The following is a 23127-nucleotide window of genomic DNA, read 5'->3' as shown; positions in this document are numbered from 1 at the left end:
GTGCGGTGAGCGCCCGCCGGACGGGGTGGTGGCGGTGGGCTCCGCTCGCCCCCGCCACCGTCCTGCTGCTGCTCTTTCTCGCCGGGCCCATCGGCTACTGCGTCTGGATCGCCTTCACCGACACCCAGTTGACCGGGTCTTCAGGGTCGGAGTTCGTCGGTCTGGACAACTTCCGCCGCGCGTTCTCGGACGACGACTTCCGCAATGCCGTGTGGCTGACACTCGTGTTCACCTTCGTCTCGGCGGTCGTCGGCCAGAACACCCTGGGGCTCGTACTGGCCGGGCTGATGCGGGCGGCCTCCCGCCCCGTCCGTACCCTTACCGGCGCCCTGGTGATCACGGCGTGGGTGCTGCCTGAAATCGTCGCGGCGTTTCTCCTGTACACCTTCTTCCGGCGCGAGGGCACGCTGAACGCCTTGTTGGACTGGCTGCGACTGCCGTCGCAGAACTGGCTGTTCACTCTGCCGATCCTGGCCGTCTCCTTCGCCAACGTCTGGCGCGGCACCGCCTTCTCGATGCTGATCTACTCCGCCGCGCTCGCCGAGATCCCGCGCGACATCACGGAGGCCGCCGAGGTCGACGGGGCGAGCGGCCCGCGCCGCCTCTGGCACATCACCCTGCCGATGATCCGCCGCTCCATCGGCACGAATCTGATGCTGAACACGCTCTCCACGCTCTCGGTCTTCGGCCTGATCTGGGCCATGACGCGCGGCGGCCCGGGCAACCGCAGCCAGACGCTGCCGGTGTTCATGTACGACCAGGCGTTCCTGAAGTCCCTGATCGGCTACGGCACGGCGGTGGCACTGCTGCTCCTGCTGGTGGGCGCGCTGTTCTCATTGGTCTATCTGCGCCTGATGCAGGCGGAGCCGTGATGCGCCGGACCACCCGGGCCCGGCTCGCGGCGAACGGTGCGCTGCTGCTGACCGCGGCCGCCTTCGCCCTGCCGCTGGTCTGGCTGCTGTTGGCGTCCGTCGACGCGCAGGCCGATCTGCGGGTACGGGTCCCTTCGCCGGTGACCTCGGAGAACTTCGACGCGGTCCTCACGGACGAGATCACGTTCACGCCGATGCTCAACAGCCTGTTGCTGTGCGGTGGCGCGACCGTCCTGTCGGTGGTGTGCGCGGCGCTCGCCGCGTATCCGCTGTCGCGTCACCGTTCGCGCTGGGGCCGCTCGTATCTGCTGACGATCCTGTTCACGACGTGTCTGCCGATCACCGCCATCATGGTCCCGGTCTACGGGCTGTTCGTCCAGGTCAATCTGATCGACACGATGTACGGCACGGCACTGTTCCTGGCCGCGTCCCAACTCCCCTTCGCCATCTGGCTGATGAAGAACTTCATGGACGGTGTCCCGGTGGTGCTGGAGGAGGCGGCCCGGACGGACGGGGCGTCGAATCTGCAGACGCTGACCCGGGTGGTGCTCCCGCTGATGGGACCGGGGGTGACCGTGGTGACGATCTACACCTTCATCATGCTGTGGGGGAACTTCTTCGTCCCCTTCATGCTGATCCTCACTCCGGAGCAACTGCCGGCTTCCGTCTCGATCTTCACCTTCTTCGGCAACTACGGCTCTGTGGTCTACGGCCAGCTGGCGGCGTTCTCGATCCTGTACTCGGCGCCGGTGCTGGTGCTGTACGTGCTGATCGCCCGTCGGCTGGGCGGCGGCTTCGCCCTGGGCGGTGCGGTCAAGGGCTGACGGGCCCCGGATCGGCGGGCCGGTCCGGGGGCTGCGGCGGGTCGGGGCGCCGGGGCCGGGTGGGCGCGTCACAGCCATGGTCGTTCGCGGACCGCTCGGCGAAGGCCTCAAGGGCCTTCGGCGCCGAGCGGTCCTCCACCGTGCCCTTGATCACATAGAGCGCGGGCTCTTCGGTGTCGGGGCACAGTGCGCTCGCGCTGTACTCGACGGTAGCCCCCGCACACATCCCCCATGCCCCGGGTCGAACTCGACGGTACCAGGAGGTGATCAGCTCGGATGTTCCTACGAGTTGTCGCTTTGTCCGTACGCACCGTAGTCGCCGGGCTTGTCCCCCCGTAGCTTGTGGTCGTGCAGCACACCCCGCCCCCGCCGTTCAACGCCCCCGCCGCGCGCCGACTCCGCGAGGCCCTGGGGATGGCACCCGGCCATGTCGCCTACGGCCTGCGCGCCCAGTACGGCCTCCATGTCACGCCGGACACGGTCATGTCGTGGGAGCGGGGATTCGCCTCCCCCGACGCCCGCGAACTGACCGCGCTCGCAGGGGTGCTGTGGTGCGCCCCCGGTGAACTGCTCGTCGCAGCCCGGACCCTGAGGGAGCACCGCATGGCGCGCGGTATGTCCCCCGACGATCTGGCGCGACGGGTCGGCGTCGATGTGGCGGCGTATCTGCGGATGGAGGAGACCGGCCGGTGGCGGGGCAATGAGCGGCAGACCGAGCTCCTGGCCGGATTGCTGGATCTGAACCTGCGCGAGCTGCTCGCGGCGACCGGGCGCGACGAGGAGCTGGCGCAGTTGCTGCGGGACGCGGTGACCGCGCGCTGGCAGGCTTACGTCCGGCCGGTGGGCCGGATGCTGCCGCTGGAGCGCCGCGAGCTGGAGGATGTGCTCCAGCAGCTGCACACCGACTACCAGTCGCGGATGGTGGCGACGCTCGGCTGGGGCGCGGCCTCCGACGGCACCGGCGATGCGGGCCGGGAGTTCCTGGAGCGGATCGTCGACCACTTCTGGGATCTGGCCCTCGGCTAGGACATGTCCCCGCACCGCTCTCGGCCGACTCGGCCGCGACCACCTTCGCGGCTCCGGGCGCCGCGAAAAGGGGCCTGCCCATGTGCTCGGCTCCGCGGGGCCGCGCGACCGGGGTGGTGCCGGTCGGGGCGTGTGCCGCTTCGGCCGTGGGCGGGACGGCGGAGAGCTCCGTTCAGGGTGTCCGCTGCGACCCTGGGTCCTCGCGGGCCCGGCGGCGGCCGGTAGGCCGGGTCAGAAGACCGACTCGGCCTCGAACATCCGCCTCTCGGGCACGGTCTTGAGCCGGTGGACCGCCTCGGCCAGCGGCACCATCCGCACATCCGTGCCGCGCAGCGCGGTCATCATGCCGAACTCGCCCCGGTGCGCTGCCTCCACCGCATGCCAGCCGAACCGGGTGGCGAGCACCCGGTCGTAGGCGGTCGGCGTGCCTCCGCGCTGCACATGCCCGAGGATGACCGGCCTGGCCTCCTTGCCGAGGCGCTTCTCCAGCTCCGCGGCCAGCCGGTTGCCGATGCCCTGGAAGCGCTCATGGCCGTACTGGTCGATCGCGCCCTTGCGGTATTCCATCGACCCCTCGGCGGGGTGCGCGCCCTCGGCCACGCAGATGACCGCGAACTTCTTGCCGCGTGCGAAGCGCTCCTCGACCATCTTCACCAGGTCCTCGACCTGGAAGGGCCTCTCCGGCAGACAGATGCCGTGCGCGCCGCCCGCCATACCGGACTCCAGCGCGATCCAGCCCGCGTGCCGGCCCATGACCTCGACGACCATCACCCGCTGATGGGATTCGGCCGTGGTCTTCAGCCGGTCGATGGCTTCGGTGGCGACCATGACGGCGGTGTCGAATCCGAAGGTGCGGTCGGTGGAGGAGATGTCGTTGTCGATGGTCTTGGGCACGCCGACGACGGGCATCCCGGCCTCGGCGAGGATGCGCGACGCGGTGAGCGTGCCTTCGCCGCCGATGGGAATGAGGACGTCGATGCCGTACTGCCTGGCCAACTCCGAGGCGGTCTCCGCGGCTTCGCGCAGTCGGCCGCGCTCCAGCCGGGCGGAGCCCAGGATTGTGCCGCCGCGGGCCAGGATGCCGCTGACCGCGTTGAGGTCGAGCGGCCGGTAGTGACCGTCGAGCAGCCCCTTGAACCCGTCCTCGAAGCCGACGACTTCGTCGCCGTGCCCGGTCAGGGCGCGGTGCACGACCGACCGGATCACTGCGTTCAGCCCGGGGCAGTCGCCGCCTGCGGTGAGGACTCCGATGCGCATCGTGCCGTGTCTCCTGCTCGTCAGTGGTACAGGTGAGCCACATTCGATTGTCCCACGCGCCGCCGAGCCCCCGCGCTCCCAGCCGCTGCGCCGGACCCGCCTCGGCCCGCGTTCGCAGGACCTTCTACCCACCCTCGGACACCCCATCCGACGGGCGCCCTATCTACCCGCAGGGGTATTGTCAAGAGGGCAATGCCGCTCCGGGCGGTTTTTTTGCACGCACTGATGCAGACGGTACGCAATCGGACGAAACGACGGAATGGACGGGAGAGCACGCGTGACGCGCAGCGTGTACGTGACCGGGATCGACCGCAAGGACGGCCGGCAGGTGGTCGAGCTGGGGGTCATGGAGCTCCTGACCCGCCAGGTGGACCGGGTGGGCGTCTTCCGTCCACTCGTCCACGACGGCCCCGACCGTCTCTTCGATCTGCTGCGTGCCCGCTACCGGCTCTCCCAGGACCCGTCGTCCGTCTACGGCATGGACTACCAGGAGGCCGCGGCCCTCCAGGCGGAGAAGGGTACCGACGAACTGGTCTCCCGGCTCGTCGAACGCTTCCTGCGGGTGGCCCGGGAGTACGAGGTGGTCCTGGTGCTCGGCACCGACTACCTCGACACCCAGCTCCCCGACGAGCTCGCGCTCAACGCCCGGCTGGCCAACGAGTTCGGCGCCTCGGTGATCGCGGTGGTCGGCGGCAAGGGCCAGCCCCCGGAGTCCGTACGCGCCGAGACCCGCAACGCCTTCCGTGCGTACGAGGGCCTGGGCTGCAATGTCCTCGCGATGGTCGCCAACCGCGTCGCGCCCGACGAGCGGGCGGCCATAGCAGAGCGGCTGACGGCCCGCCTGCCCGTACCCTGCTACGCCCTGCCCGACGAGCCGGCGCTCGCCGCCCCCACGGTCGCCCAGATCACCCACGCCCTGGGCGGCAAGGTACTGCTCGGCGACGACTCGGGCCTGGCGCGTGACGCGCTGGACTTCGTCTTCGGCGGTGCGATGCTGCCCAATCTGCTCAAGGCCCTGACCCCCGGCTGCATGGTGGTCACCCCCGGCGACCGCGCCGATCTGGTCGTGGGCGCGCTCGCCGCCCACTCCGCGGGCACCCCGCCCATCGCGGGTGTGCTGCTGACGCTGAACGAGCAGCCGAGCAAGGAGATCCTGACGCTGGCCGATCGTCTCGCCCCCGGCACCCCGGTGGTCCTGGTCTCCGGTACCAGCTTCCCCACGGCGGCCGAACTCTTCGGTCTTGAAGGGAAGTTGAACGCCTCCACGCCACGCAAGGCGGAGACCGCGCTCGGTGTGTTCGAACGCCATGTGGACACCGGCGACCTGCTGGACCGGCTCGCGGTCGCCCGCAGCGGCCGGGTCACCCCGATGATGTTCGAGCACGACCTCCTGGAGCAGGCCCGCGCCGCCCGCCGCAGGGTGGTGCTGCCCGAGGGCACCGAGGAGCGGGTGCTGCGCGCCGCCGATGTGCTGGTGCGCCGTGACGTCTGCGACCTGACCCTGCTCGGCGACACCGAGATCATCCGCAAGAGGGCCGCCGACCTCGGCATCGATCTGAGCACAGCCCAGCTGATCGACCCGCAGACCTCCGAGCTGCGCCAGGGCTTCGCCGAGCGGTACGCGGCGCTGCGCTCCCACCGGGGCGTCACGGTGGAGCTCGCGTACGACGTGGTCGCGGACGTCAACTACTTCGGCACGCTGATGGTCGAGGAGGGCCTGGCCGACGGCATGGTGTCCGGAGCCGTGCACTCCACGGCCGCGACGATCCGCCCGGCGTTCGAGATCATCAAGACCAAGCCGGATGCTTCGATCGTCTCGTCGGTCTTCTTCATGTGCCTGGCCGACCGAGTGCTGGTGTACGGCGACTGCGCGGTCAATCCGGACCCGGACGCCGAGCAGCTCGCGGACATCGCCATCCAGTCGGCGGCGACCGCGGCCCGGTTCGGTGTGGAGCCGCGGATCGCGATGCTGTCGTACTCCACCGGCACCTCGGGTTCGGGCGCGGATGTGGACAAGGTGCGCGACGCGACCAAGCTGGTGCGGGCCGCCCGGCCGGATCTGAGGATCGAGGGCCCGATCCAGTACGACGCGGCGGTGGAGCCGTCGGTGGCGGCGACGAAGCTGCCGGAGTCCGAGGTGGCGGGCCGGGCGACAGTCCTGATCTTCCCGGACCTGAACACCGGCAACAACACGTACAAGGCCGTACAGCGCTCGGCCGGCGCGGTCGCCGTCGGCCCGGTGCTGCAGGGCCTGCGTAAGCCGGTCAACGATCTGTCCCGCGGCGCGCTCGTCAGCGACATCGTCAACACGGTCGCCATCACCGCCATCCAGTCCCAGGGTCAGGAGCTTCCTGCATGACCGCCCCCGCCTCCCCCCACCGCGTTCTCGTCCTCAACTCCGGTTCCTCGTCGGTGAAGTACCAGCTCCTGGACATGCGCGACAACTCCCGCCTCGCGGTCGGCCTGGTCGAGCGGATCGGCGAGGAGACGTCCCGGCTGGTGCACACCCTGCTGGCCGGCGGCGAGAACAAGCGTGAGCGCACGGGTCCGATCGCCGATCACGACGCGGCCCTGAAGGCGGTCGCCGAGGAGCTGGCGCAGGACGGACTCGGCCTGGACTCCCCCGAACTGGCGGCGATCGGCCACCGGGTGGTTCACGGCGGGCTGAGGTTCACCGCGCCGACGATCATCACGGACGAGGTGATGGCGGAGATCGACCGCCTGATCCCGGTGGCTCCGCTGCACAACCCGGCGAACCTCACCGGTATCCGCACCGCGCGGGCGCTGCGCCCCGACCTGCCGCAGGTTGCGGTCTTCGACACCGCTTTCCACACGACGATGCCGGAGTACGCCGCCCGCTACGCCATCGACGTCGAGACGGCCGACGCGCACCGTATCCGCCGTTACGGCTTCCACGGCACCTCCCACGCGTATGTCTCACGCCGTACGGCTGCCCTGCTCGGCAAGGACCCGTCCGAGGTGAACGTGATCGTGCTGCACCTCGGCAACGGCGCATCGGCGTCGGCGGTCGCGGGCGGCCGGTGCGTGGACACCTCGATGGGCCTGACACCTTTGGAGGGGCTGGTGATGGGTACGCGCTCCGGTGACATCGACGCGGCGGTCACCTTCCACCTGCGGCGGGTGGCAGGAATGTCCACCGACGACATCGACGAACTGCTGAACAAGAAGAGCGGTCTGGTCGGGCTGTGCGGCGACAACGACATGCGGGAGATACGCCGCCGGGTCGACGAGGGCGACGAGCGGGCGCGGCTGGCCTTCGACATCTACATCCACCGGCTGAAGAAGTACATCGGTGCCTATTACGCGGTGCTCGGCCGGGTGGACGCCATCGCGTTCACGGCCGGGGTCGGCGAGAACGCGGCTCCGGTACGGGAGGCCGCGATCGCGGGCCTGGAGGAGCTGGGCCTGGTCCTGGACGCGGAGAGGAACGCCGTACGGTCCCACGAGCCGCGGCTGATCTCGGCGGACCACGCGCGCATCGCCGTGGCCGTGGTCCCGACGGACGAGGAGCTGGAGATCGCCCAGCAGACTTTTGAGCTGGTGAATGCCTGATGTCCCCGATGTCCCGGAGCCCGATGAATTATTGAACGCCTGAGCGGAAGACCGCCCATTTGTACATTCCACCAGACGGAATATTCCGCGAGGAAACAAACCGATAGGATCCGCCTTATGCGCCGTTCCAAAATCGTCTGCACACTGGGCCCCGCCGTCGACTCCTTCGAGCAGCTGAAAGTGCTCATCGAGGCCGGCATGAACGTGGCCCGATTCAACATGAGCCACGGGACCCAGGCAGAGCACCAGGAGCGGTACGACCGTCTCCGCAGGGCCGTGGAGGACACCGGCCGCCCCGTGGGCGTGCTCGCCGACCTCCAGGGCCCGAAGATCCGCCTGGAGACCTTCGCCGAGGGGCCGGTCGAGCTGGTGCGCGGTGACGAGTTCACCATCACCATCGAGGACGTCCCCGGCGACAAGTCCATCTGCGGCACCACATACAAGGGCCTGCCCACCGATGTCTCCAAGGGCGACCAGATCCTGATCAACGACGGCAACGTCGAACTGCGGGTCACCGAGGTCGACGGCCCGCGGGTCAAGACCATCGTCATCGAGGGCGGTGTGATCTCCGACCACAAGGGCATCAACCTGCCCGGCGCGGCGGTCAACGTCCCGGCCCTGTCCGAGAAGGACGTCGACGACCTGCGGTTCGCACTGCGGATGGGCTGCGACCTGGTGGCACTGTCCTTCGTCCGCAACGCGGACGACGTCAAGGACGTCCACAAGGTGATGGACGAGGAGGGCCGCCGGGTCCCGGTCATCGCCAAGGTCGAGAAGCCGCAGGCCGTCGAGAACATGCAGGACGTCGTGATGGCGTTCGACGGTGTGATGGTGGCCCGCGGCGACCTGGCCGTCGAGTACCCGCTCGAGCGGGTACCGATGGTGCAGAAGCGCCTCATCGAGCTGTGCCGTCGCAACGCCAAGCCGGTGATCGTGGCGACCCAGATGATGGAATCGATGATCACCAACTCCCGCCCGACGCGCGCCGAGGCGTCCGACGTCGCCAACGCGATCCTGGACGGCACGGACGCGGTCATGCTGTCCGCGGAGTCGTCGGTGGGCGCGTACCCGATCGAGACGGTCAAGACGATGTCGAAGATCGTCACCGCGGCGGAGGAGGAGCTGCTCTCCAAGGGCCTGCAGCCCCTGGTCCCGGGCAAGAAGCCGCGTACGCAGGGCGGTTCGGTGGCCCGAGCGGCCTGCGAGATCGCGGACTTCCTGGACGGGCGGGCCCTGGTCGCCTTCACCCAGTCCGGGGACACCGCCCGCCGTCTGTCGCGCTACCGCGCCAAGCAGCCGATCCTGGCCTTCACGACGGACGAGTCCACCCGTAACCAGCTGACCCTGAGCTGGGGCGTGGAGCCCTTCCTCGCGCCGTTCGTGGAGACGACGGACGCGATGGTCGACCTGGTCGACCAGGCGCTGCTGAAGCTGAAGCGCTTCCACGAGGGCGACACCATGGTCATCACGGCGGGGTCGCCTCCCGGCGTCCCGGGCACGACGAACATGGTGCGGGTGCACCACCTGGGCGGGGAGACGCGCAGCTGACGCGGCTCGCACGGATGCGGAAGCATTGGATTCGTCGGCAACGCAAAGAATCCGGCACGGGTCGCCGGTGAATCCGGCCCGGCGATCGGGGATGCGGTTCATCTGGTCGTCACCGATGACGACCGCGAACCCTTCCGGGCCGGCGCACCGGGGAGCAGGACATCACGATCGCTCGCACGCTGCGCGAATCCCAGGGCGACATAGGACACAGAACGAGGGCGGTACCCCGGACAGATCCGGGGTACCGCCCTCGGTGTTGTGAGCGGTGCAGTCAGGCGCGGACCTGACGGTGCCCGTCCTCGGGAATCGAGGCGCGCCGAACCGCAAGGCCGCCGGTGACCGCGGCCTCGGCGGCCGGCGCGATCAAAGGCGGAGCTCAGCCCAGATCGTCTTCCCTGGCCCGGACTCCCGCTCTGAGACAGACCACCGTGTGGCCAGCTGCGAGACGAGGAACAAGCCCCGCCCACCGTCGGCATCGCAGTCCGGCACGCGCACTGCAGGCGGGCGTTTCTCTGAACGGGTATCAAAGACCTCGATCCTGATTGCGGTCGACGTCATCACGAGCCTGACGTGGAAGTCCCGGCCACGGACACGACCGTGTCGCACGGCGTTGCCGGTGAGCTCGGCCGCAATGAGGGTGACCGTCTCGTTTGCCTCCGAACCATAGGGGTGACCCCAGTCGTCCAGTCGGTGCGACACCAGTCGCCGTGCCAGGCGGGCACCGCGCGGGGTCGAGGTGAAGCTCATCTTGAACTCGCGTAACGACACGTCGAGTTCGGAGCCAGGAGGTGCCTCCGAAGTGTTGCTCTCCACCGGCGCTGCCTTTCACATACGGTTCAGCTGGCGAACGGACACCAGTCAACGGCCGCCGAATGCGGATGGACAGGAAGGGTCACGCTCCCCGCGTGCGCCACCACCGGAAGACTTTGCTTCCTCATGACTCGGCCACTGGCACGAGGCGGATCGGCGGAATAGCTTCGACCGCATGGGAGCCAACCTCGCCCTGAAGGGCCGGATGACAGAATTCGGCGTGACTCAGGAGGAGCTGGCGCGTCGTATGAATGACGCGATCGAAGAGTTCACTGGCCGGCAGGGGGACGTCTCGGACCGCACGATTCGCAATCTGCTGAGCGGAAGGACGCGACGTCCCATCGCACGTACATGTGTTGCACTGGAGAGAGTCTTCGGCTGCTCGGTCGAAGAGCTCGGGTTCAGCCCGCCGCGTAGCGCAGCACCTCCGGAGGATCCTGTGCAGCGTCGTAGCTTCATCACTTCCGTCGTCGGAAGCACGACCGCTTCGTTTGTCCCTGTGCCGCGCCGTATCGGGGCATCCGACGTGCTGCGTCTCCAGGACGGACTCGATCATCTGACTGCCCTCGACGACCATCGTGGTGGACATTCCGCTCTGGAGAAGGCGGCCTTGGCGGGAGCCCAACAAACGCTCGAACTCCAGCAGCATGGCGTGAGCGAGCGCGTAGGGCAGCAATTCTTCGGCATTGCGGCCGACTACACGAGCAGGGCCGCCTGGTCATGCACCGATGAGGGCCGCCTCGACCAGGCCCAGCAGTACCTCGACCGGACCGTGATCCTGGCCGGCATGTCCCTGGACTGGGCCGCGCAGTTCAGCGCGTGGAACCAGATCGCCATGCTTGCCCGACAGCAGCAGAGACACAACGACGCGGTCGCTGCGGCGCAGGCCGCACAGGCGTTGCCCATCACGCGCCGCGATCCGCTCCTTGCCTCCCTCGCTCAGGCGCGGCTCGCCATCGGGTACTCGAACCGGAACGACACGCAGGCGGCGCTCCGAAGCCTCGGACACGCCGAGGAGGCTCTCGCCAAGGCAGATCGAGCGTCCAGACCGAGCTGGATCGCCTTCTACGGGGCCGCGGAGTTGCTGTCCATGACGGCCATTGTTCAGCAGCGCCTCGGGCTGCCGGCGGAAGCAGAGGCGTCATCCCACCGAGCGCTGGCCATCACCCCGGACCGATATCGGCGTAACAGGGCGCTGTCCACCGTGCGCCTGGCGCTCGCCCAACTGCATCAAGGTGATGCCGACCTGGCCTGCGCCACTGCCGGCGAGGTCTTCGGAATCATGGAGGGCTCGGACATCCCCGGACGCATTCGCAGTGAGCTCAGAGCCTTTAACCACGCGGTTGGTGACCGCACTCCTGGGTCTCGGACGGGCGCGGAATGGGCCGACCGACTCCGGGCGAACCGGAGCTGATCTCCGTGATCGATGTGCGGTACTACCGTCACGAAGACCTTGCGGTCATCCGCCGAACACTCCTCGACGTGCACGCGCAGATCCCGGAGTACCCACCGGACGACCCCTTCAGCCGGCGATTCCCCTGGTTCGTCGACCACTGGGGCGGCCATCCGGACTTCACCTGTGTCATCGGATACGAAGGCGACGAAGCGACGGGCTTCGCTTACGGGGCTCCGCTCACAGCAGGGCGGGAGTGGTGGCGCGGCCATCTCGACCCTGCACCTGAGCGGTCGCGTACGTATGCCGTGTCGGAGCTGATGGTCCGTCCGGAGTGGCGCAAGACGGGGCTCGCGGACCGGCTTCACCACGCTCTGCTGGCCGACGTGGAGCAAGACATCGCCGTCCTTCTCGTTGACGTCACCCATCCCAAAGTACAAGCGAAATACGAAAGCTGGGACTACGGGAAAGTGGGCGAGAGGCAACCGTTCGCAGCCTCGCCGGTCTTCGCCGTGATGATCAAGCCACTGCCGTCGCGGCACAGCCGATGACCTGCGCAGCAGTGCTCGGACGCCCGGAGTACGCGCGCGCCGGCTTCCGCGCGGCGTAGGACAGAGAACGAGGGCGGTACCCCGGACAGGATCCGGGGTACCGCCCTCGGGCTTTGCCGATCGGGCTGGGCTGGTCGACCTCTCCCGACTCCGCCGGGAAGTCCGGCGGCCAGGGCTTGGACCAGTCGTACAGGAACTCCCGGTCGCCCATCAGCTCGTACTCCGCCTCACGCCAACTCGGGTTGCTGCCGACGACGAAGCTGCCGCCGTCCCGCTCGAGCATCCACGTCCACTCGGCCTTTTCCTCGTCGATGCCGTGCTGCTCACGCAGCTACGGCGATCTCGGCGGGGGTGGCCCTTCGGATGTGGAGACCATCTCGGTAAATGGGCTTGATCGCCGCCCGGCGTACCGGGCGACTGAGTTGTCCGAGCATGAGTGTGGTCGGTCCTCACAGGATGGGTCCTGCACGGACGTCGGGAGGGTGAGGCCGGCGGCCGCCCCCCGACGCCCGCGCGCCGGGTCTGACGACCACAGCCTGATCACTTTAGACCGCAGAATTCCTCAATAGATAGATTTCCAGCGGTAGTTGTGCGATCGAGAGCACACTTTCGACCCAAGACTGTGGGCCGCACCCCGAAAGGGGTACGGCCCACAGCCCTGTTGCGGCTCCCGGAGGATCTAGGTGTTCGGCCCGGTGAAGTAGTTGTGCAGGCCGGGTACGCTCAGCGTCCCGCCGAACTGGCCGGCCTGGGTGACCTTCACATTGGTGAACATGGCGAACGGAACATTGAGCGGCGGCGGGGTCTCCGGGCTGAACGTGATCGGGATGATGCCGAAGAGGTTGCCCTTCAGCTCCTCCGTGTACATCGTCACCGTGCCGCCCCGGATCTCCGATGTGGAGCCCTTGTCGGCCTCCACATGGGCGGTGGTGCCGTTGGGACCCTTCACGATCTGGTGCAGGTCCTTGATGTCCACGCCCTTCGCGGTGAACTTCAGCGCCTTCTTGATCTTCCCGCTGCCCGTCTTCACCTCGACGATGCCGTGGTAGTCCAGGCCCGTCAGGGTGAGCATCGAGCTCTCGAGGATCCACGGATCGTCCGGGAGCAGCGGACGACCGGGCTCGAGCTGGGCGTCGGCCAGGGCTTCCGGGTCCGCGGTCGGGCACGGGAAGCGGGGCTTCGCGCCGTCCGGGATGTCCTCGTCCTGCTTGGCGTCCAGACCCTTGGCACTCTCGTCCAGCTCTTCGACCTTGGCGCCTGCCTTGTCGGCCGCGTCCCTGATCGCCTCCTCGGTCTTGTCGACCGTGTCGGTCACCGCGTCGTCCGCCTGGTCGGCAGGCTTCTCGGCAGGCTTGTCCGCGGGCTTCTCGGCCGGGAGCTCGGACGGCTTCTCGGCCGGCGTGGACGGCTCGTCCGCGGGCTCGGTCTCGCTCGGGGTCGGCGTCGCCGTTGCCGTCGGCTCCTCGTCGGGGCCGTCGAACAGGTCCTTGATGGCGTCGCCCACACCCAGCGGGTCCAGCGGGTTCCTGGTCTCGCTCGGCGTCGGTGTCGGGGTCGGCGTGGGCGCCTTGGCGTCCTCGGCGGCCCTGTCGGCCACGTCGACGGTCGGGGCCTCGGTGGGCTTCGAGGCCTGCTCCTCGCCACCGGCGGTGTCGCTCGGGGCCGGGTCCGGCGTCGCGGTCGCGGACGGGGACGCGGACTCGGACGGCTTGGGCGACTCGGACGGCTTCGGCGACTCGGACTCCGCCGGCTCGTCCGACCGCGTCACGCACGGGCCCGGAGCGAACGGGATGTCCTTGTCGTCGGCGAGTGCCAGCTTGGGAGTGAGGCCCATGCCCACGAAGACGGCCGTGGGCATCGCGGCCAGGGCTATGGCCTTGCTCGCGGGCATCTGGAGCTTGGTCAGCAGCGACTTCCTCGGGGCGGCGTGCCGCGGCCCTTTTCTCTCGCGCGAACCGTCGCCGCCCGCCCCCGCGGTCAGCGGTGGTGTCACGTCACCCGGCACTGTTCCTCCCGCCGTTGCCTTCGATGGTTGTCTCGTGCGCGTCGGCGCCACGGCCGTCCCACTGGTCGGGCAGGGCGGCGGTCTTCACGTCGCCCACGGGCTCGGTGTCCTTCGCCGGGGCGTCGGCAGGAGCGGCCACGGGCTTCCCGGGCGCCCACGACAGCGCGAGCGCACCGCCGATGAGCGAGGACAGGAAGCCGACGCCGAAGCCGCCCAGGTTGGCGACCGGGATGGAGATCAGTGCCAGAAGAATCGAGGCGACACCCGCGAACACCCTCACGATGGCGTGGAACCACATCGTGAAGCCGAGCGTGATCAGCAGTACGCCGATGATCAGCGCGCCGGCGCCCCCGGTCGTCGCCATCGAGAGCGTCATATGGCCGAGCTTGAGGCTCGCGTACGGGAAGTAGGCGATGGGGATTCCACCGAGCACGGTGAACAGACCCGCCCAGAAGGGCCGCTGGCCCCGCCAGGTGCGGAAGCCCCGTCGAATGGCGCTGATGAAGTTTTCGTCCCGCTCGTCCCGCCCCGGTGACACTGCAGACTCGGCGCTCATGGAAAACAGCTCCCTGGTACTGGCGTTGCTGTGTGAAGAGAGTGGCGGGCGGGCGAAGCTGCCAGAGTTTCACCCGCCCGCCCGGACGGGGCTACCGTCAGTAGCACTCGACCTTGGGGCCGTCGCCCTTGTGCAGGCGCATGCTCAGACCGCTCAGCTCGAACGTTCCGGCGGTGGTCGCCCACGCCTTCTGCTCGACCTTGGTCAGCTCGGCCCGGTCGGCCTGCTGCGCGAATCCGTTCTCAAGGATCGACTTGTCCTTGACGGGCGGACCCTTGCCGGGGTACCCGGGGCCACCCTTGGGGTTGTCCGTGTCCTTGGCCGCGACGCCGATGTCGATGTTGTGGAACTTGGCGTTCGCGTCCAGCTCGGACACGTCCAGGTAAAGGTTCTGCGCCTTTACCGGGGTGCCCTTGTTGCCGGCCTTCAGCTGCAGCGTGATCTTGCCGACGAACGGAACGTCGGTGACGACCGACTGACACATGTTGGTGATCTCGGCGTGATCGAAGGTCGAGATCGCGACGGGTCGCGCAACCTTCTCGTCGCCCTTGAGGTCCTTGTACCCCATGTCGACGCCGCCGTATTGGGCGAACCCATAACCGTCAAGGTATTCGGCGCTGACCTTGAACTCCTGGCCGGACACGGCGAAGGACGCGGCGAGCGCCCCCTGTGCCAGGCCGACGCCTATCGCGGCCGTCGCGGCCACGCTCGGCACCATGACAAGGGCGAACCGCTTCCATCTGGTTCCACCACGAGCCAGAGACTCCATGACTTTCCTCCTTCTCGGACGTACATCTCCGGTCCGGCCCCTTGGGGTCCGTCCTGGGATGGGAGAAGTGCTACGTCCTCGGGAAGGAGAGCGCCCGCACTTTCAGGCGCTTGGTGCGTCCGAAACACTGGCGATCACCCCCGAGCGACAACCACTGGCCACACTTGCGCGCAACCGGTCGGACAGGCCCTGCCGTTCGGCAGGAACCCCCCTGTCCGCGGCCGGCGCCACTGCCGCCGACCGACTCGGTGGGGACCCAGGAGCCGCGGCACGGCGTGGGAGCCGGGCTGGTGCGGTAATGGACCGAGCGTGGCCGATCGTGGTCCATTCCAGGCCGGGGCACAAGGGGGTTCGTTACTGGCTAGTAACGGCCTGATAACCGCGGCACGACCGACCGGTGCCGCCCGAGCACGCTGGGTGCCTCCACCCCGCCGGAAAGAGGGTGACATTGCCGTTGATAAACGGACAGAACAATCGGGTTGATGTACTCGGAGTAACAACCGCTCCGATTACCAAGTTTTGGTAAAGCGCAGTCGCGTTTTGTCACTGTGTCGCCAAAGCGGCGGTGGCGCGAGGAAGCGCCACCGCCGAAACACCGCTGGAACGGCGCCCTCAGGTCAGACGGTTCAGAACAGCACCCGCGCCAGCGCGGAACGCGCCGCGGTCACCCTCGGATCGTCCGCTCCGACCACATCGAAGAGTTCGAGCAGCCGCAGCCGCGCCGCGTCGCGGTCCTCGCCCGCCGTACGCCGCACCGTCTCGACCAGCCGGCCGAACGCGTCCTCCACATGCCCACCGACCAGGTCCAGATCGGCCGCGGCGATCTGCGCGGCCACATCGGCCGGCTTCTCGGCCGCATCCTTGCGCACCTGCTGCGGATCCAGGTCCCTTACGCGGCCGAGCAGCTCGGCCTGGGCGAGTCCCAGCTTCGCCTCGGTGTTCCCGGGGTCGTCCGACAGCACGTTCTTGTAGGCCTGGACCGCGCCGGCGAAGTCGCCCGCGTCCAGCGCCTGCACGGCGGCCTCCAGCAGGGCGTCGTACGGACCGGCCGGCGCGGCGGCCGCGGCAAGGTCCTCACCGGCATCGGCGGCATCGGCGTCCACGGCCAGGCCGGTCAGCCCGAACCGCTCCTCGCCGACCTGGATCAACTGATCGAGCGTGGCGCGGATCTGCGCCTCCGGCGCCGCACCCTGGAAGAGCGGCAGCGCCTGGCCGGCCACCACCGCGAAGACCGCCGGGATGCCCTGGATCCCGAACTGCTGCATCAGCATCTGGTTGGCGTCGACGTCGATCTTGGCGAGGACGAACCGGCCGTTGTACTCCGAGACGAGGCGCTCCAGCAGAGGGGTCAGCTGCTTGCACGGCTCGCACCACTCGGCCCAGAAGTCGATGACGACCGGAACCTCGGTGGAGAGCTGCAGGACATCGCGCTCGAAGCCCGCCTCGTCGGTGTCGAAAACAAGGGTGGCGGGGGACACTGCACCGCCGCCGCCCTGACGGGCCGCCTCGGCCCGGGCCTGCTCCGCTTTCGCCTTGGCCTCACCGGCCGCCTTCACCGCGGCAAGGTCGACGACGCCACTCATGGACATGTTCCTAGGCTGCATGAGTACATCCTCCCCCTTCCACGCGCGCATGTGAAAAGCCGGTTGGTCGATCCGACGTCGTTCACGGTAAAGATTGGCGCGGGGTCCCCACCTCGCGCCGGTGGTTGTCGCTACGACTCTGCCCGGAGTCCCGTCCAGGAGTCCGATCAAGGCTTTCGCTACAGGTCGTAGCGTAACTGCATGCGCCGGGCCGCGTGAGGGCTCCTCCGGTGAAATGGCTCACATACGCTGCCTCACGGCGGATTCCCTACCGGCGGGTATGGTCTCGGGCATGTCCAGCAGCACCCACCCCAAAACCACCCGTACGGGTCGTACCGGTCGACCTCGCAGCGCCGAGGCGGATGCCGCGATCCTCGAGGCGACGCGCGCCTCGCTCGTCGAGCTGGGCTGGTCGAAGCTGACGATGGGCGATGTGGCCACCCGCGCCGGGGTGGCCAAGACGACGCTGTACCGCCGCTGGACGAACAAGAACGAGCTGGTCGTCGATGCCGTCGCGGTCCTCTTCGACGAACTCGAGCTCCCCGACCGGGGCAGTCTGGCCGCCGATGTCGAAGGCGTGGTGCTGCAGTTCGCCGCGCTGCTCGGGCAGCCGGAGACCAAGACCGCGCTGATGGGTGTGGTGGCCGAGTCCACCTGCGACGAGGCGCTGCGCACCCGTATCCGCTCGGCGATCGTCGAGCGGCAGAAGCGGCTGGTGGTGGAGGGCCGCGAACGCGCTCAGGCCCGTGGCGAGCTGCCCTACGAGGACGACCCCGAGGAAGCAGCCCGCAACACGGACCTGATCTTCGATGTGGTGGCGGGCGCGGTCGTCCACCGGGCGCTGGTGAGCGCGGAGCCGGTGGACGCGGAGTGGGCCCGGCGGTTCACCCTGCTGCTGGTGTCCGGGCTCCGCGCCCTCTCCCTCTGACCTGCCGACTGCGACCTGCCGCCGCCGGCCTGCCGGGTCCGGCGCGGCTCAGAAGCCGGGCGGCTCGGTGTAGACGCCCCACTCGTCGCGCAGCACATCGCAGATCTCACCCAGCGTGGCCTCCGCGCGTACGGCTTCCAGCATCGGCTCGATCATGTTCGAGCCGTCGCGCGCGGCAGCCAGCATCGCCTCCAGCGAAATCTTCACCTTCGCGTCGTCCCGCTGGTCCTTGCGCTCGCCGAGCACCCGGACCTGCTCCCGCTCGACCTCGTGGCTGACCCGCAGGATCTCGAGGTCGCCGGTGACCGAGCCATGGTGGACGTTGACGCCGACGACCCGCTTGTCGCCCTTCTCCAGCGAGCGCTGGTACTGGAAGGCCGACTCGGCGATCTCGCCGGTGAACCAGCCGTCCTCGATACCGCGCAGGATGCCGGAGGTGATCGGGCCGATCGGGTGCTGTCCATCGGGGTGGGCCCGGCGGCCGCGCTCCCTGATCTGCTCGAAGATCTTCTCGGCGTCGGCCTCGATGCGGTCCGTGAGCTGCTCCACGTACCAGGAACCGCCCAGCGGGTCGGCGACGTTGGCGACGCCGGTCTCCTCCATCAGGACCTGCTGGGTGCGCAGCGCGATCTCGGCAGCCTGCTCGCTGGGGAGAGCGAGGGTCTCGTCGAGGGCGTTGGTGTGCAGGGAGTTGGTGCCGCCGAGGACCGCGGACAGGGCCTCGACCGCCGTACGCACCACGTTGTTGTACGGCTGCTGAGCGGTGAGCGAGACGCCCGCGGTCTGGGTGTGGAAGCGCAGCCACTGGGCCTTGTCGGTCCGAGCGCCGTACACCTCCTTCATCCAGCGCGCCCAGATCCGGCGTGCGGCACGGAACTTGGCGATCTCCTCGAAGAAGTCGAGGTGCGCGTCGAAGAAGAAGGACAGGCCAGGGGCGAAGGTGTCGACGTCCAGGCCGCGGGACAGGCCCAGTTCGACGTAGCCGAAGCCGTCGGCCAGGGTGTAGGCGAGCTCCTGCGCGGCTGTCGCTCCCGCTTCGCGGATGTGGTAGCCGGAGACCGACAGGGGCTTGTACGCGGGAATGCCCTGCGCACAGTGCTCCATCAGGTCGCCGATCAGGCGCAGATGCGGCTCGGGCTGGAAGAGCCACTCCTTCTGCGCGATGTACTCCTTGAAGATGTCGGTCTGCAGCGTGCCGTTCAGCACCGCCGGGTCGATGCCCTGGCGTTCGGCGGCGACCAGGTACATACAGAAGACCGGGACGGCCGGGCCGGAGATCGTCATCGACGTGGTCACGTCGCCGAGCGGGATGTCCTTGAACAGGACCTCCATGTCGGCGGCGGAGTCGATGGCCACGCCGCAGTGGCCGACCTCGCCCAGCGAGCGCGGGTCGTCGGAGTCGCGGCCCATGAGGGTCGGCATGTCGAAGGCGACGGAGAGCCCGCCGCCGCCGGCGGCCAGGATCATCTTGTAGCGCTCGTTGGTCTGCTCGGCGTTGCCGAAGCCCGCGAACTGGCGGATGGTCCAGGTGCGGCCCCGGTAGCCGGTCGGGTGCAGCCCGCGGGTGAAGGGGTACTCACCGGGCCAGCCGATGCGCTCGAAGCCCTCGTACGTGTCCCCGGGCCGCGGCCCGTAGACCGGCTCGACCGGGTCGCCCGAGAGCGTGGTGAAGTCCGCGTCCCGCTTGCGGGCCTTGTCGTAACGGGCCTGCCAGCGTCGGCGGCCTTCCTCGATGGCGTGAGCGTCCATACCCACGAATTTACTAGGACGTCCTAGTAAATGTCGATGGCTGGCGGCGGCGAGCCTTGCTCGCCGCCGTCACACGGTGTTACGCGTCGGCCTTGACCGGGGTCGCGGTGCCCACGATCAGCCCGCGGGTCTCCCGGGTGACCTTCGGCTCGACGAAGAAGGAGGCGAACGGAATGCAGCCCGCGGCCAGCACCCACAGCAGCTTGCCGAACGACCACTTCGCCTTGGAGCCCAGGTCGAAGGCGAAGATCACGTAGATGATGAAGAGCACACCGTGGATCTGCGAGATCAGCATGGTGTCGCCGACGTGGAACGCGTACTTCGCGACGATCGCCGCGGTGAAGACGAGCAGCCACACGGCGGTGACATAGGCCATCGCCCGGTAGCGGGTCAGCACGGATGGGTTCATGCCCACGAGCGTAACCGGGTGCAAGGGGCGATCTTCGCGCGGGTCACGCGCTGCCCGACGGGGCTATTTCTCGTCGAAATCCTCGGCCGCGACCCGCAGCGGGCGCAGCATCGCGAAGATCTCCGCGCACTCCTCCGCGTCGTACACGCCGAGTCCGAAGTCCATGGCCATCAGATCGCGGGTGGCCGCCTCCACGACCTCGCGGCCCTTTTCCGTGATGGAGGCGAGGGTGCCTCGGCCGTCGTTCGGGTTCGGGCGCTTGGCGACCAGGCCGGACCTCACCAGCCGGTCCACGGTGTTCGTCACCGACGTCGGATGCACCATGAGCCGCTCGCCGATCTTGGACATCGGCAGCTCGCCGGCCTTGGAGAAGGTGAGCAGCACCAGCGCCTCGTATCGTGCGAAGGTCAGTCCGTACGGCTTGACCACCGCGTCGACCTCGGCCAGCAGGATCTGGTGCGCGCGCATGATCGAGGTGATCGCGGCCATCGAGGGCACGGGCCCCCATCGGTGCTGCCAGAGCTCGTCGGCTCGGGCGATGGGGTCGAAGGGGAGGCTGAGCGGCTTCGGCACGGCACCGACCTTACCCACTGGTCACATGCCGGTCAGCCCCGTCTCGCTCTTCGGTCCCTTCACTTCTCCGGCCCCTGACAGGCTCTCCGTCCCGGTGCCGCCTCAGCTGCGCGATCAGCACCAGCGTGCACACGGTCCCCACGGCTCCGGCGGCGGCGACGACCCGGTGGACCGGCAGGAACTGCGCGGCCACGCCCGCCAGGGCCATTCCGATGCCCTGGATCGTCATCAGCCCGGCGGTCATCAGGGTCATCGCCCGCCCGCGCAGCTCTTCGGGGACGGCGTCCACGAACCACTGGTCGAGGCCGATGACGTACGCCGCACCCACGCCGCTGAGCGCGAGCAGCGCAAGGGTCCAGGCCAGGCCCGGCAGGACGGCGTAGCCGATCAGGGGCAGCAGTCCGAGGGCAGCCACCGGGAGCACGATCCGGGAGCGGGCGAGCGGGCTCAGCACCGAGCCCACGTACAGCTCGGCTGCGATATGGCCGACCGGCATCGCGCACATCAGCAGCCCGAGCGCGGCCGGGCCGACGCCGAGTTCGTCGGCGTAGGGGGCCGCCAGGGCCTCGGGGGTCACCACGAACATGGTCGGCAGCCAGAACAGGAGCAGCAGCGCCCGGATCCGGGCGTCACCGAGCAGCAGCCGGGCTCCGGTGAGCGACTCCTTCAGCAGGGCTCCGCCGCCGGCAGCCCGGGCGGGCCGGTCCGCCGTTCCGAAGCGCAGCAGCAGGGCGGAGCAGAGGAACGTCACCGCGGTCACGCAGATCGCCTGCCGGGCGGACACGGCGGCGAGCAGGATGCCACCCGCGCCGAACCCGGCGAGCAGCGCGCTCTGCGAGACGATCCGCAGCAGCGAACGGCCCAGTACATAGAGGTCCCCCTCGCCGAGGATGTCGGTGAGGGTGGCCGTCCGGGTCCCGGTGAAGACGGGTGATACGGCGGCGACGGCGCAGCGCAGCGCGAGCAGCCCGCCGACCGGGGTGCCGGGCAGCACCATGAGGACGACGCAAGCGGCGCAGACCAGGTCGCAGGTGACGAGCACCCGGCGAGCGGGGTAGCGGTCGGCGACGCCGGCGAGGAGGGTGCCGCCCAGGAGATAGGGGAGAAAACCGAGCGCGAAGGTGAGCGCGCTGAGCAGGGGCGATCCGGTGAGGTCGTAGACGAGCACCGTGAGGGCGATCTCGCTGACGACGACACCGAGCAACGAGAGCAGATGCGCGGCGAACACCGCGCGGAACTCGCGCACGCGGAACACGGCCCGGTACCCCGCGCGCCCGGGTGTGAGCCCGGCGTCCGGCTGAGTGCGAGCAGGCTCCGCCTCGGCCGGGCGCGCGGTGATGTGCGCCGCCTCCCGCGGCTCCCCTCCTTCCGGCCGGCCCCGCATGCCGCCCGCCCCCGGGGCGCCGGGCTCCGGTTCCCTCGGCCGCCCCTGGGCAACCCGGCCGTCCCGGGACCCCTCGCGACCGGACAGCCCCGCCTGCGGCAGCGAGGGGCCCGCCTTCCCCGGGCCCCCTCCGTCCGCGCGGCCTGTCTGCCGCCGCGCGCCGCCCACCTGCGGGTCACCCGGCTCCGGGTCGGTCGGCTCGTGGGGTCGCCCGTCGGGCAGGTTGTGTGTCGGCATGCCGGTCAGCGTGCCGTCGCCCCACCCGCCTCCCTAGACTTTCGGCTCAGGCCGAATCTTCCGACGACACGGGACGCCGCTCATGCCGTTTCATCTGCACTTCGGCGAGCAGGATCTGCTGCGCTGCCGGTTCGCGGTGTCTCCCCTGTGGGAGACGCAGGCAGCTGTCCGCCTCCTCGCCCGCCCCGATGGGCGCGGGTATCACCTGCCCTGGCTGCGGCGGATCCAGGGCGCGGCCGAAAAGATCGATCTGCGGCCGCTGTGGACCCTGATGCCGCACGGCGGTCACAACCCCGACTTCTTCTGTCCGCCGCCCCAGGGGCCCGGCGTCGCCTTCGAGGAGGAGATCGCGCTCGTACGGGCCACCCCGCCCGCGACCGCGCACGACGACATCGCGGCCACGCTCGCCTCCACCCCCGCCGGGGTGGACAGCTCCGCCGGGCAGGCCCTGCTCGCCGACCCGGCACGTACGGTGCGGCAGATGGCCGATCTCCTCGAGCAGGCATGGCATGCGCTCATCGAACCCGAGTGGCCCCGGATGCGCGCGCTGTTGGAGGCCGACGTGGCGTACCACTCCCGCAGGCTCGCGGAGAGCGGATTCGGGCGGCTGGTACAGGAGTTGAGCCCGCGGCTCGGCTGGCAGGACGCCACGCTGACCATCGCCGGGATGCGTGGCGACCATGTCCGGGTCCTCGGAGGTCAGGGCCTGGTGCTGATGCCCAGCGTCTTTTGCTGGCCGGATGTGGTCAGCGGTTACGAGCCGCCCTGGCAGCCTGCCGTCATCTATCCGGTGCGCGGTATCGGCAGCCTGTGGACACAGGCCACGGACCGTACGCCCGACGCTCTGGCCCGGCTCCTCGGCCGGGTCCGCGCGGATGTGCTGTGCGTGCTGGACGAGCCCGCCGGGACGACCGCGCTCGCGCAGCGCCTCGGCCTCGCGCCGTCCTCCGTGTCGGCGCATCTGTCGGTGCTGCGCGACGCGGGACTGCTGGCCTCGCGCCGCTACGGCCACCAGGTGCTCTACGAGCGCACAGCGCTGGGCATCGCGCTCGCCGGGTCGCACCCGGGCACCCCTTGAGC

General features: G+C 69.2%; 21 protein-coding genes and 1 pseudogene. 10 read left to right on the top strand and 12 right to left on the bottom strand.

Translation table 11 applies throughout. From position 1 onward, the window contains the following. Window positions 1–5 precede the first annotated feature (5 nt). On the top strand, window positions 6–872 hold the full coding sequence (locus ACFYWI_RS01200; RefSeq protein WP_389223573.1) for a carbohydrate ABC transporter permease: 867 nt from the start codon (window positions 6–8) through the stop codon (window positions 870–872). After that, window positions 872–1696, top strand: a complete 825-nt coding sequence (locus ACFYWI_RS01195; RefSeq protein WP_389223569.1) for a carbohydrate ABC transporter permease — start codon at window positions 872–874, stop codon at window positions 1694–1696. Before ACFYWI_RS01200 ends, ACFYWI_RS01195 begins: the two co-directional genes overlap by 1 nt. Here ACFYWI_RS01195 and ACFYWI_RS01190 read toward each other — a convergent pair. Next, window positions 1686–1922, bottom strand: coding sequence for a hypothetical protein (locus ACFYWI_RS01190; RefSeq protein ID WP_389223566.1), 237 nt, complete (start codon window positions 1920–1922; stop codon window positions 1686–1688). The two genes, ACFYWI_RS01195 and ACFYWI_RS01190, sit on opposite strands and share 11 nt — an antisense overlap. Window positions 1923–2110: 188 nt before the next feature. Between ACFYWI_RS01190 and ACFYWI_RS01185 the strand changes: the two genes are divergently transcribed. After that, window positions 2111–2722 (top strand): helix-turn-helix domain-containing protein, encoded by a 612-nt coding sequence (locus ACFYWI_RS01185; protein WP_389224422.1) that lies wholly within the window; start codon window positions 2111–2113, stop codon window positions 2720–2722. A 231-nt stretch (window positions 2723–2953) separates the two neighbouring features. Here the strand turns inward: ACFYWI_RS01185 and ACFYWI_RS01180 are convergent, their stop codons facing one another. Continuing rightward, on the bottom strand, window positions 2954–3979 hold the full coding sequence (locus ACFYWI_RS01180) for an ATP-dependent 6-phosphofructokinase (protein ID WP_389223563.1): 1026 nt from the start codon (window positions 3977–3979) through the stop codon (window positions 2954–2956). A 277-nt stretch (window positions 3980–4256) separates the two neighbouring features. Between ACFYWI_RS01180 and pta the strand changes: the two genes are divergently transcribed. From pta to pyk, 3 genes are all read left to right on the top strand, one after another. Beyond that, window positions 4257–6338: a phosphate acetyltransferase gene (gene pta / locus ACFYWI_RS01175; protein ID WP_389223560.1), complete on the top strand. Its 2082-nt coding sequence runs from the start codon at window positions 4257–4259 to the stop codon at window positions 6336–6338. Next, window positions 6335–7552, top strand: a complete 1218-nt coding sequence (locus ACFYWI_RS01170; RefSeq protein ID WP_389223557.1) for an acetate kinase — start codon at window positions 6335–6337, stop codon at window positions 7550–7552. The genes pta and ACFYWI_RS01170 overlap by 4 nt, the downstream gene beginning before the upstream one ends. A 117-nt stretch (window positions 7553–7669) precedes the next feature. Then, a complete protein-coding gene (gene pyk / locus ACFYWI_RS01165) occupies window positions 7670–9100 on the top strand; it encodes a pyruvate kinase (protein ID WP_389223554.1) in 1431 nt (476 codons plus the stop codon). A gap of 363 nt (window positions 9101–9463) precedes the next feature. On the opposite strand, the gene ACFYWI_RS01160 is transcribed toward pyk, so the two are convergent. Next, complete coding sequence (locus ACFYWI_RS01160; protein ID WP_389223551.1) at window positions 9464–9913, bottom strand: ATP-binding protein; 450 nt, start codon at window positions 9911–9913, stop codon at window positions 9464–9466. A 172-nt stretch (window positions 9914–10085) separates the two neighbouring features. Between ACFYWI_RS01160 and ACFYWI_RS01155 the strand changes: the two genes are divergently transcribed. Both ACFYWI_RS01155 and ACFYWI_RS01150 read left to right on the top strand, forming a co-directional pair. Further along, window positions 10086–11324 (top strand): XRE family transcriptional regulator, encoded by a 1239-nt coding sequence (locus ACFYWI_RS01155; RefSeq protein WP_389223548.1) that lies wholly within the window; start codon window positions 10086–10088, stop codon window positions 11322–11324. Beyond that, window positions 11291–11854: a GNAT family N-acetyltransferase gene (locus tag ACFYWI_RS01150; protein ID WP_389223545.1), complete on the top strand. Its 564-nt coding sequence runs from the start codon at window positions 11291–11293 to the stop codon at window positions 11852–11854. The genes ACFYWI_RS01155 and ACFYWI_RS01150 overlap by 34 nt, the downstream gene beginning before the upstream one ends. A 136-nt stretch (window positions 11855–11990) precedes the next feature. Here the strand turns inward: ACFYWI_RS01150 and ACFYWI_RS01145 are convergent. From ACFYWI_RS01145 to ACFYWI_RS01125, 5 genes and pseudogenes are all read right to left on the bottom strand, one after another. Then, window positions 11991–12249 (bottom strand): annotated as a pseudogene (locus tag ACFYWI_RS01145) (hypothetical protein); the annotation flags it as partial. A gap of 284 nt (window positions 12250–12533) precedes the next feature. Further along, entirely contained in the window at window positions 12534–13847 is a 1314-nt protein-coding gene (locus tag ACFYWI_RS01140) for a hypothetical protein (protein ID WP_389223542.1), read from the bottom strand. A 1-nt stretch (window position 13848) separates the two neighbouring features. Continuing rightward, on the bottom strand, window positions 13849–14415 hold the full coding sequence (locus ACFYWI_RS01135; RefSeq protein WP_389223539.1) for a DUF6114 domain-containing protein: 567 nt from the start codon (window positions 14413–14415) through the stop codon (window positions 13849–13851). Window positions 14416–14512: 97 nt separating this feature from the next. Next, a complete protein-coding gene (locus ACFYWI_RS01130) occupies window positions 14513–15184 on the bottom strand; it encodes a DUF6230 family protein (RefSeq protein ID WP_389223536.1) in 672 nt (223 codons plus the stop codon). Window positions 15185–15810: 626 nt separating this feature from the next. Continuing rightward, window positions 15811–16788 (bottom strand): tetratricopeptide repeat protein, encoded by a 978-nt coding sequence (locus ACFYWI_RS01125; protein ID WP_389223533.1) that lies wholly within the window; start codon window positions 16786–16788, stop codon window positions 15811–15813. Window positions 16789–17047: 259 nt separating this feature from the next. On the opposite strand from ACFYWI_RS01125, the gene ACFYWI_RS01120 reads away from it, so the two are divergent. Beyond that, on the top strand, window positions 17048–17695 hold the full coding sequence (locus tag ACFYWI_RS01120) for a TetR/AcrR family transcriptional regulator (RefSeq protein WP_389224420.1): 648 nt from the start codon (window positions 17048–17050) through the stop codon (window positions 17693–17695). A gap of 48 nt (window positions 17696–17743) precedes the next feature. Here ACFYWI_RS01120 and ACFYWI_RS01115 read toward each other — a convergent pair whose 3' ends face one another. The 4 genes from ACFYWI_RS01115 to ACFYWI_RS01100 all read right to left on the bottom strand — a co-directional run bounded on the left by ACFYWI_RS01115 (window position 17744) and on the right by ACFYWI_RS01100 (window position 21810). Then, entirely contained in the window at window positions 17744–19444 is a 1701-nt protein-coding gene (locus tag ACFYWI_RS01115) for a methylmalonyl-CoA mutase (protein ID WP_389223530.1), read from the bottom strand. A 79-nt stretch (window positions 19445–19523) separates the two neighbouring features. Further along, window positions 19524–19853 (bottom strand): DUF3817 domain-containing protein, encoded by a 330-nt coding sequence (locus ACFYWI_RS01110; protein ID WP_389223527.1) that lies wholly within the window; start codon window positions 19851–19853, stop codon window positions 19524–19526. Between the two features lie 63 nt (window positions 19854–19916). After that, on the bottom strand, window positions 19917–20426 hold the full coding sequence (locus tag ACFYWI_RS01105) for a MarR family winged helix-turn-helix transcriptional regulator (protein WP_389223524.1): 510 nt from the start codon (window positions 20424–20426) through the stop codon (window positions 19917–19919). Window positions 20427–20436: 10 nt separating this feature from the next. Then, entirely contained in the window at window positions 20437–21810 is a 1374-nt protein-coding gene (locus tag ACFYWI_RS01100; protein ID WP_389224418.1) for an MFS transporter, read from the bottom strand. 319 nt (window positions 21811–22129) lie between these two features. Between ACFYWI_RS01100 and ACFYWI_RS01095 the strand changes: the two genes are divergently transcribed. Continuing rightward, entirely contained in the window at window positions 22130–23125 is a 996-nt protein-coding gene (locus ACFYWI_RS01095; protein WP_389223521.1) for a DUF5937 family protein, read from the top strand. Window positions 23126–23127: the final 2 nt, after the last annotated feature.

Origin of the sequence: Streptomyces sp. NPDC002889 (assembly GCF_042888425.1) — a bacterium.
Lineage (GTDB): Bacteria > Actinomycetota > Actinomycetes > Streptomycetales > Streptomycetaceae > Streptomyces.
This window is presented reverse-complemented; position numbering and strand designations above follow the sequence as displayed.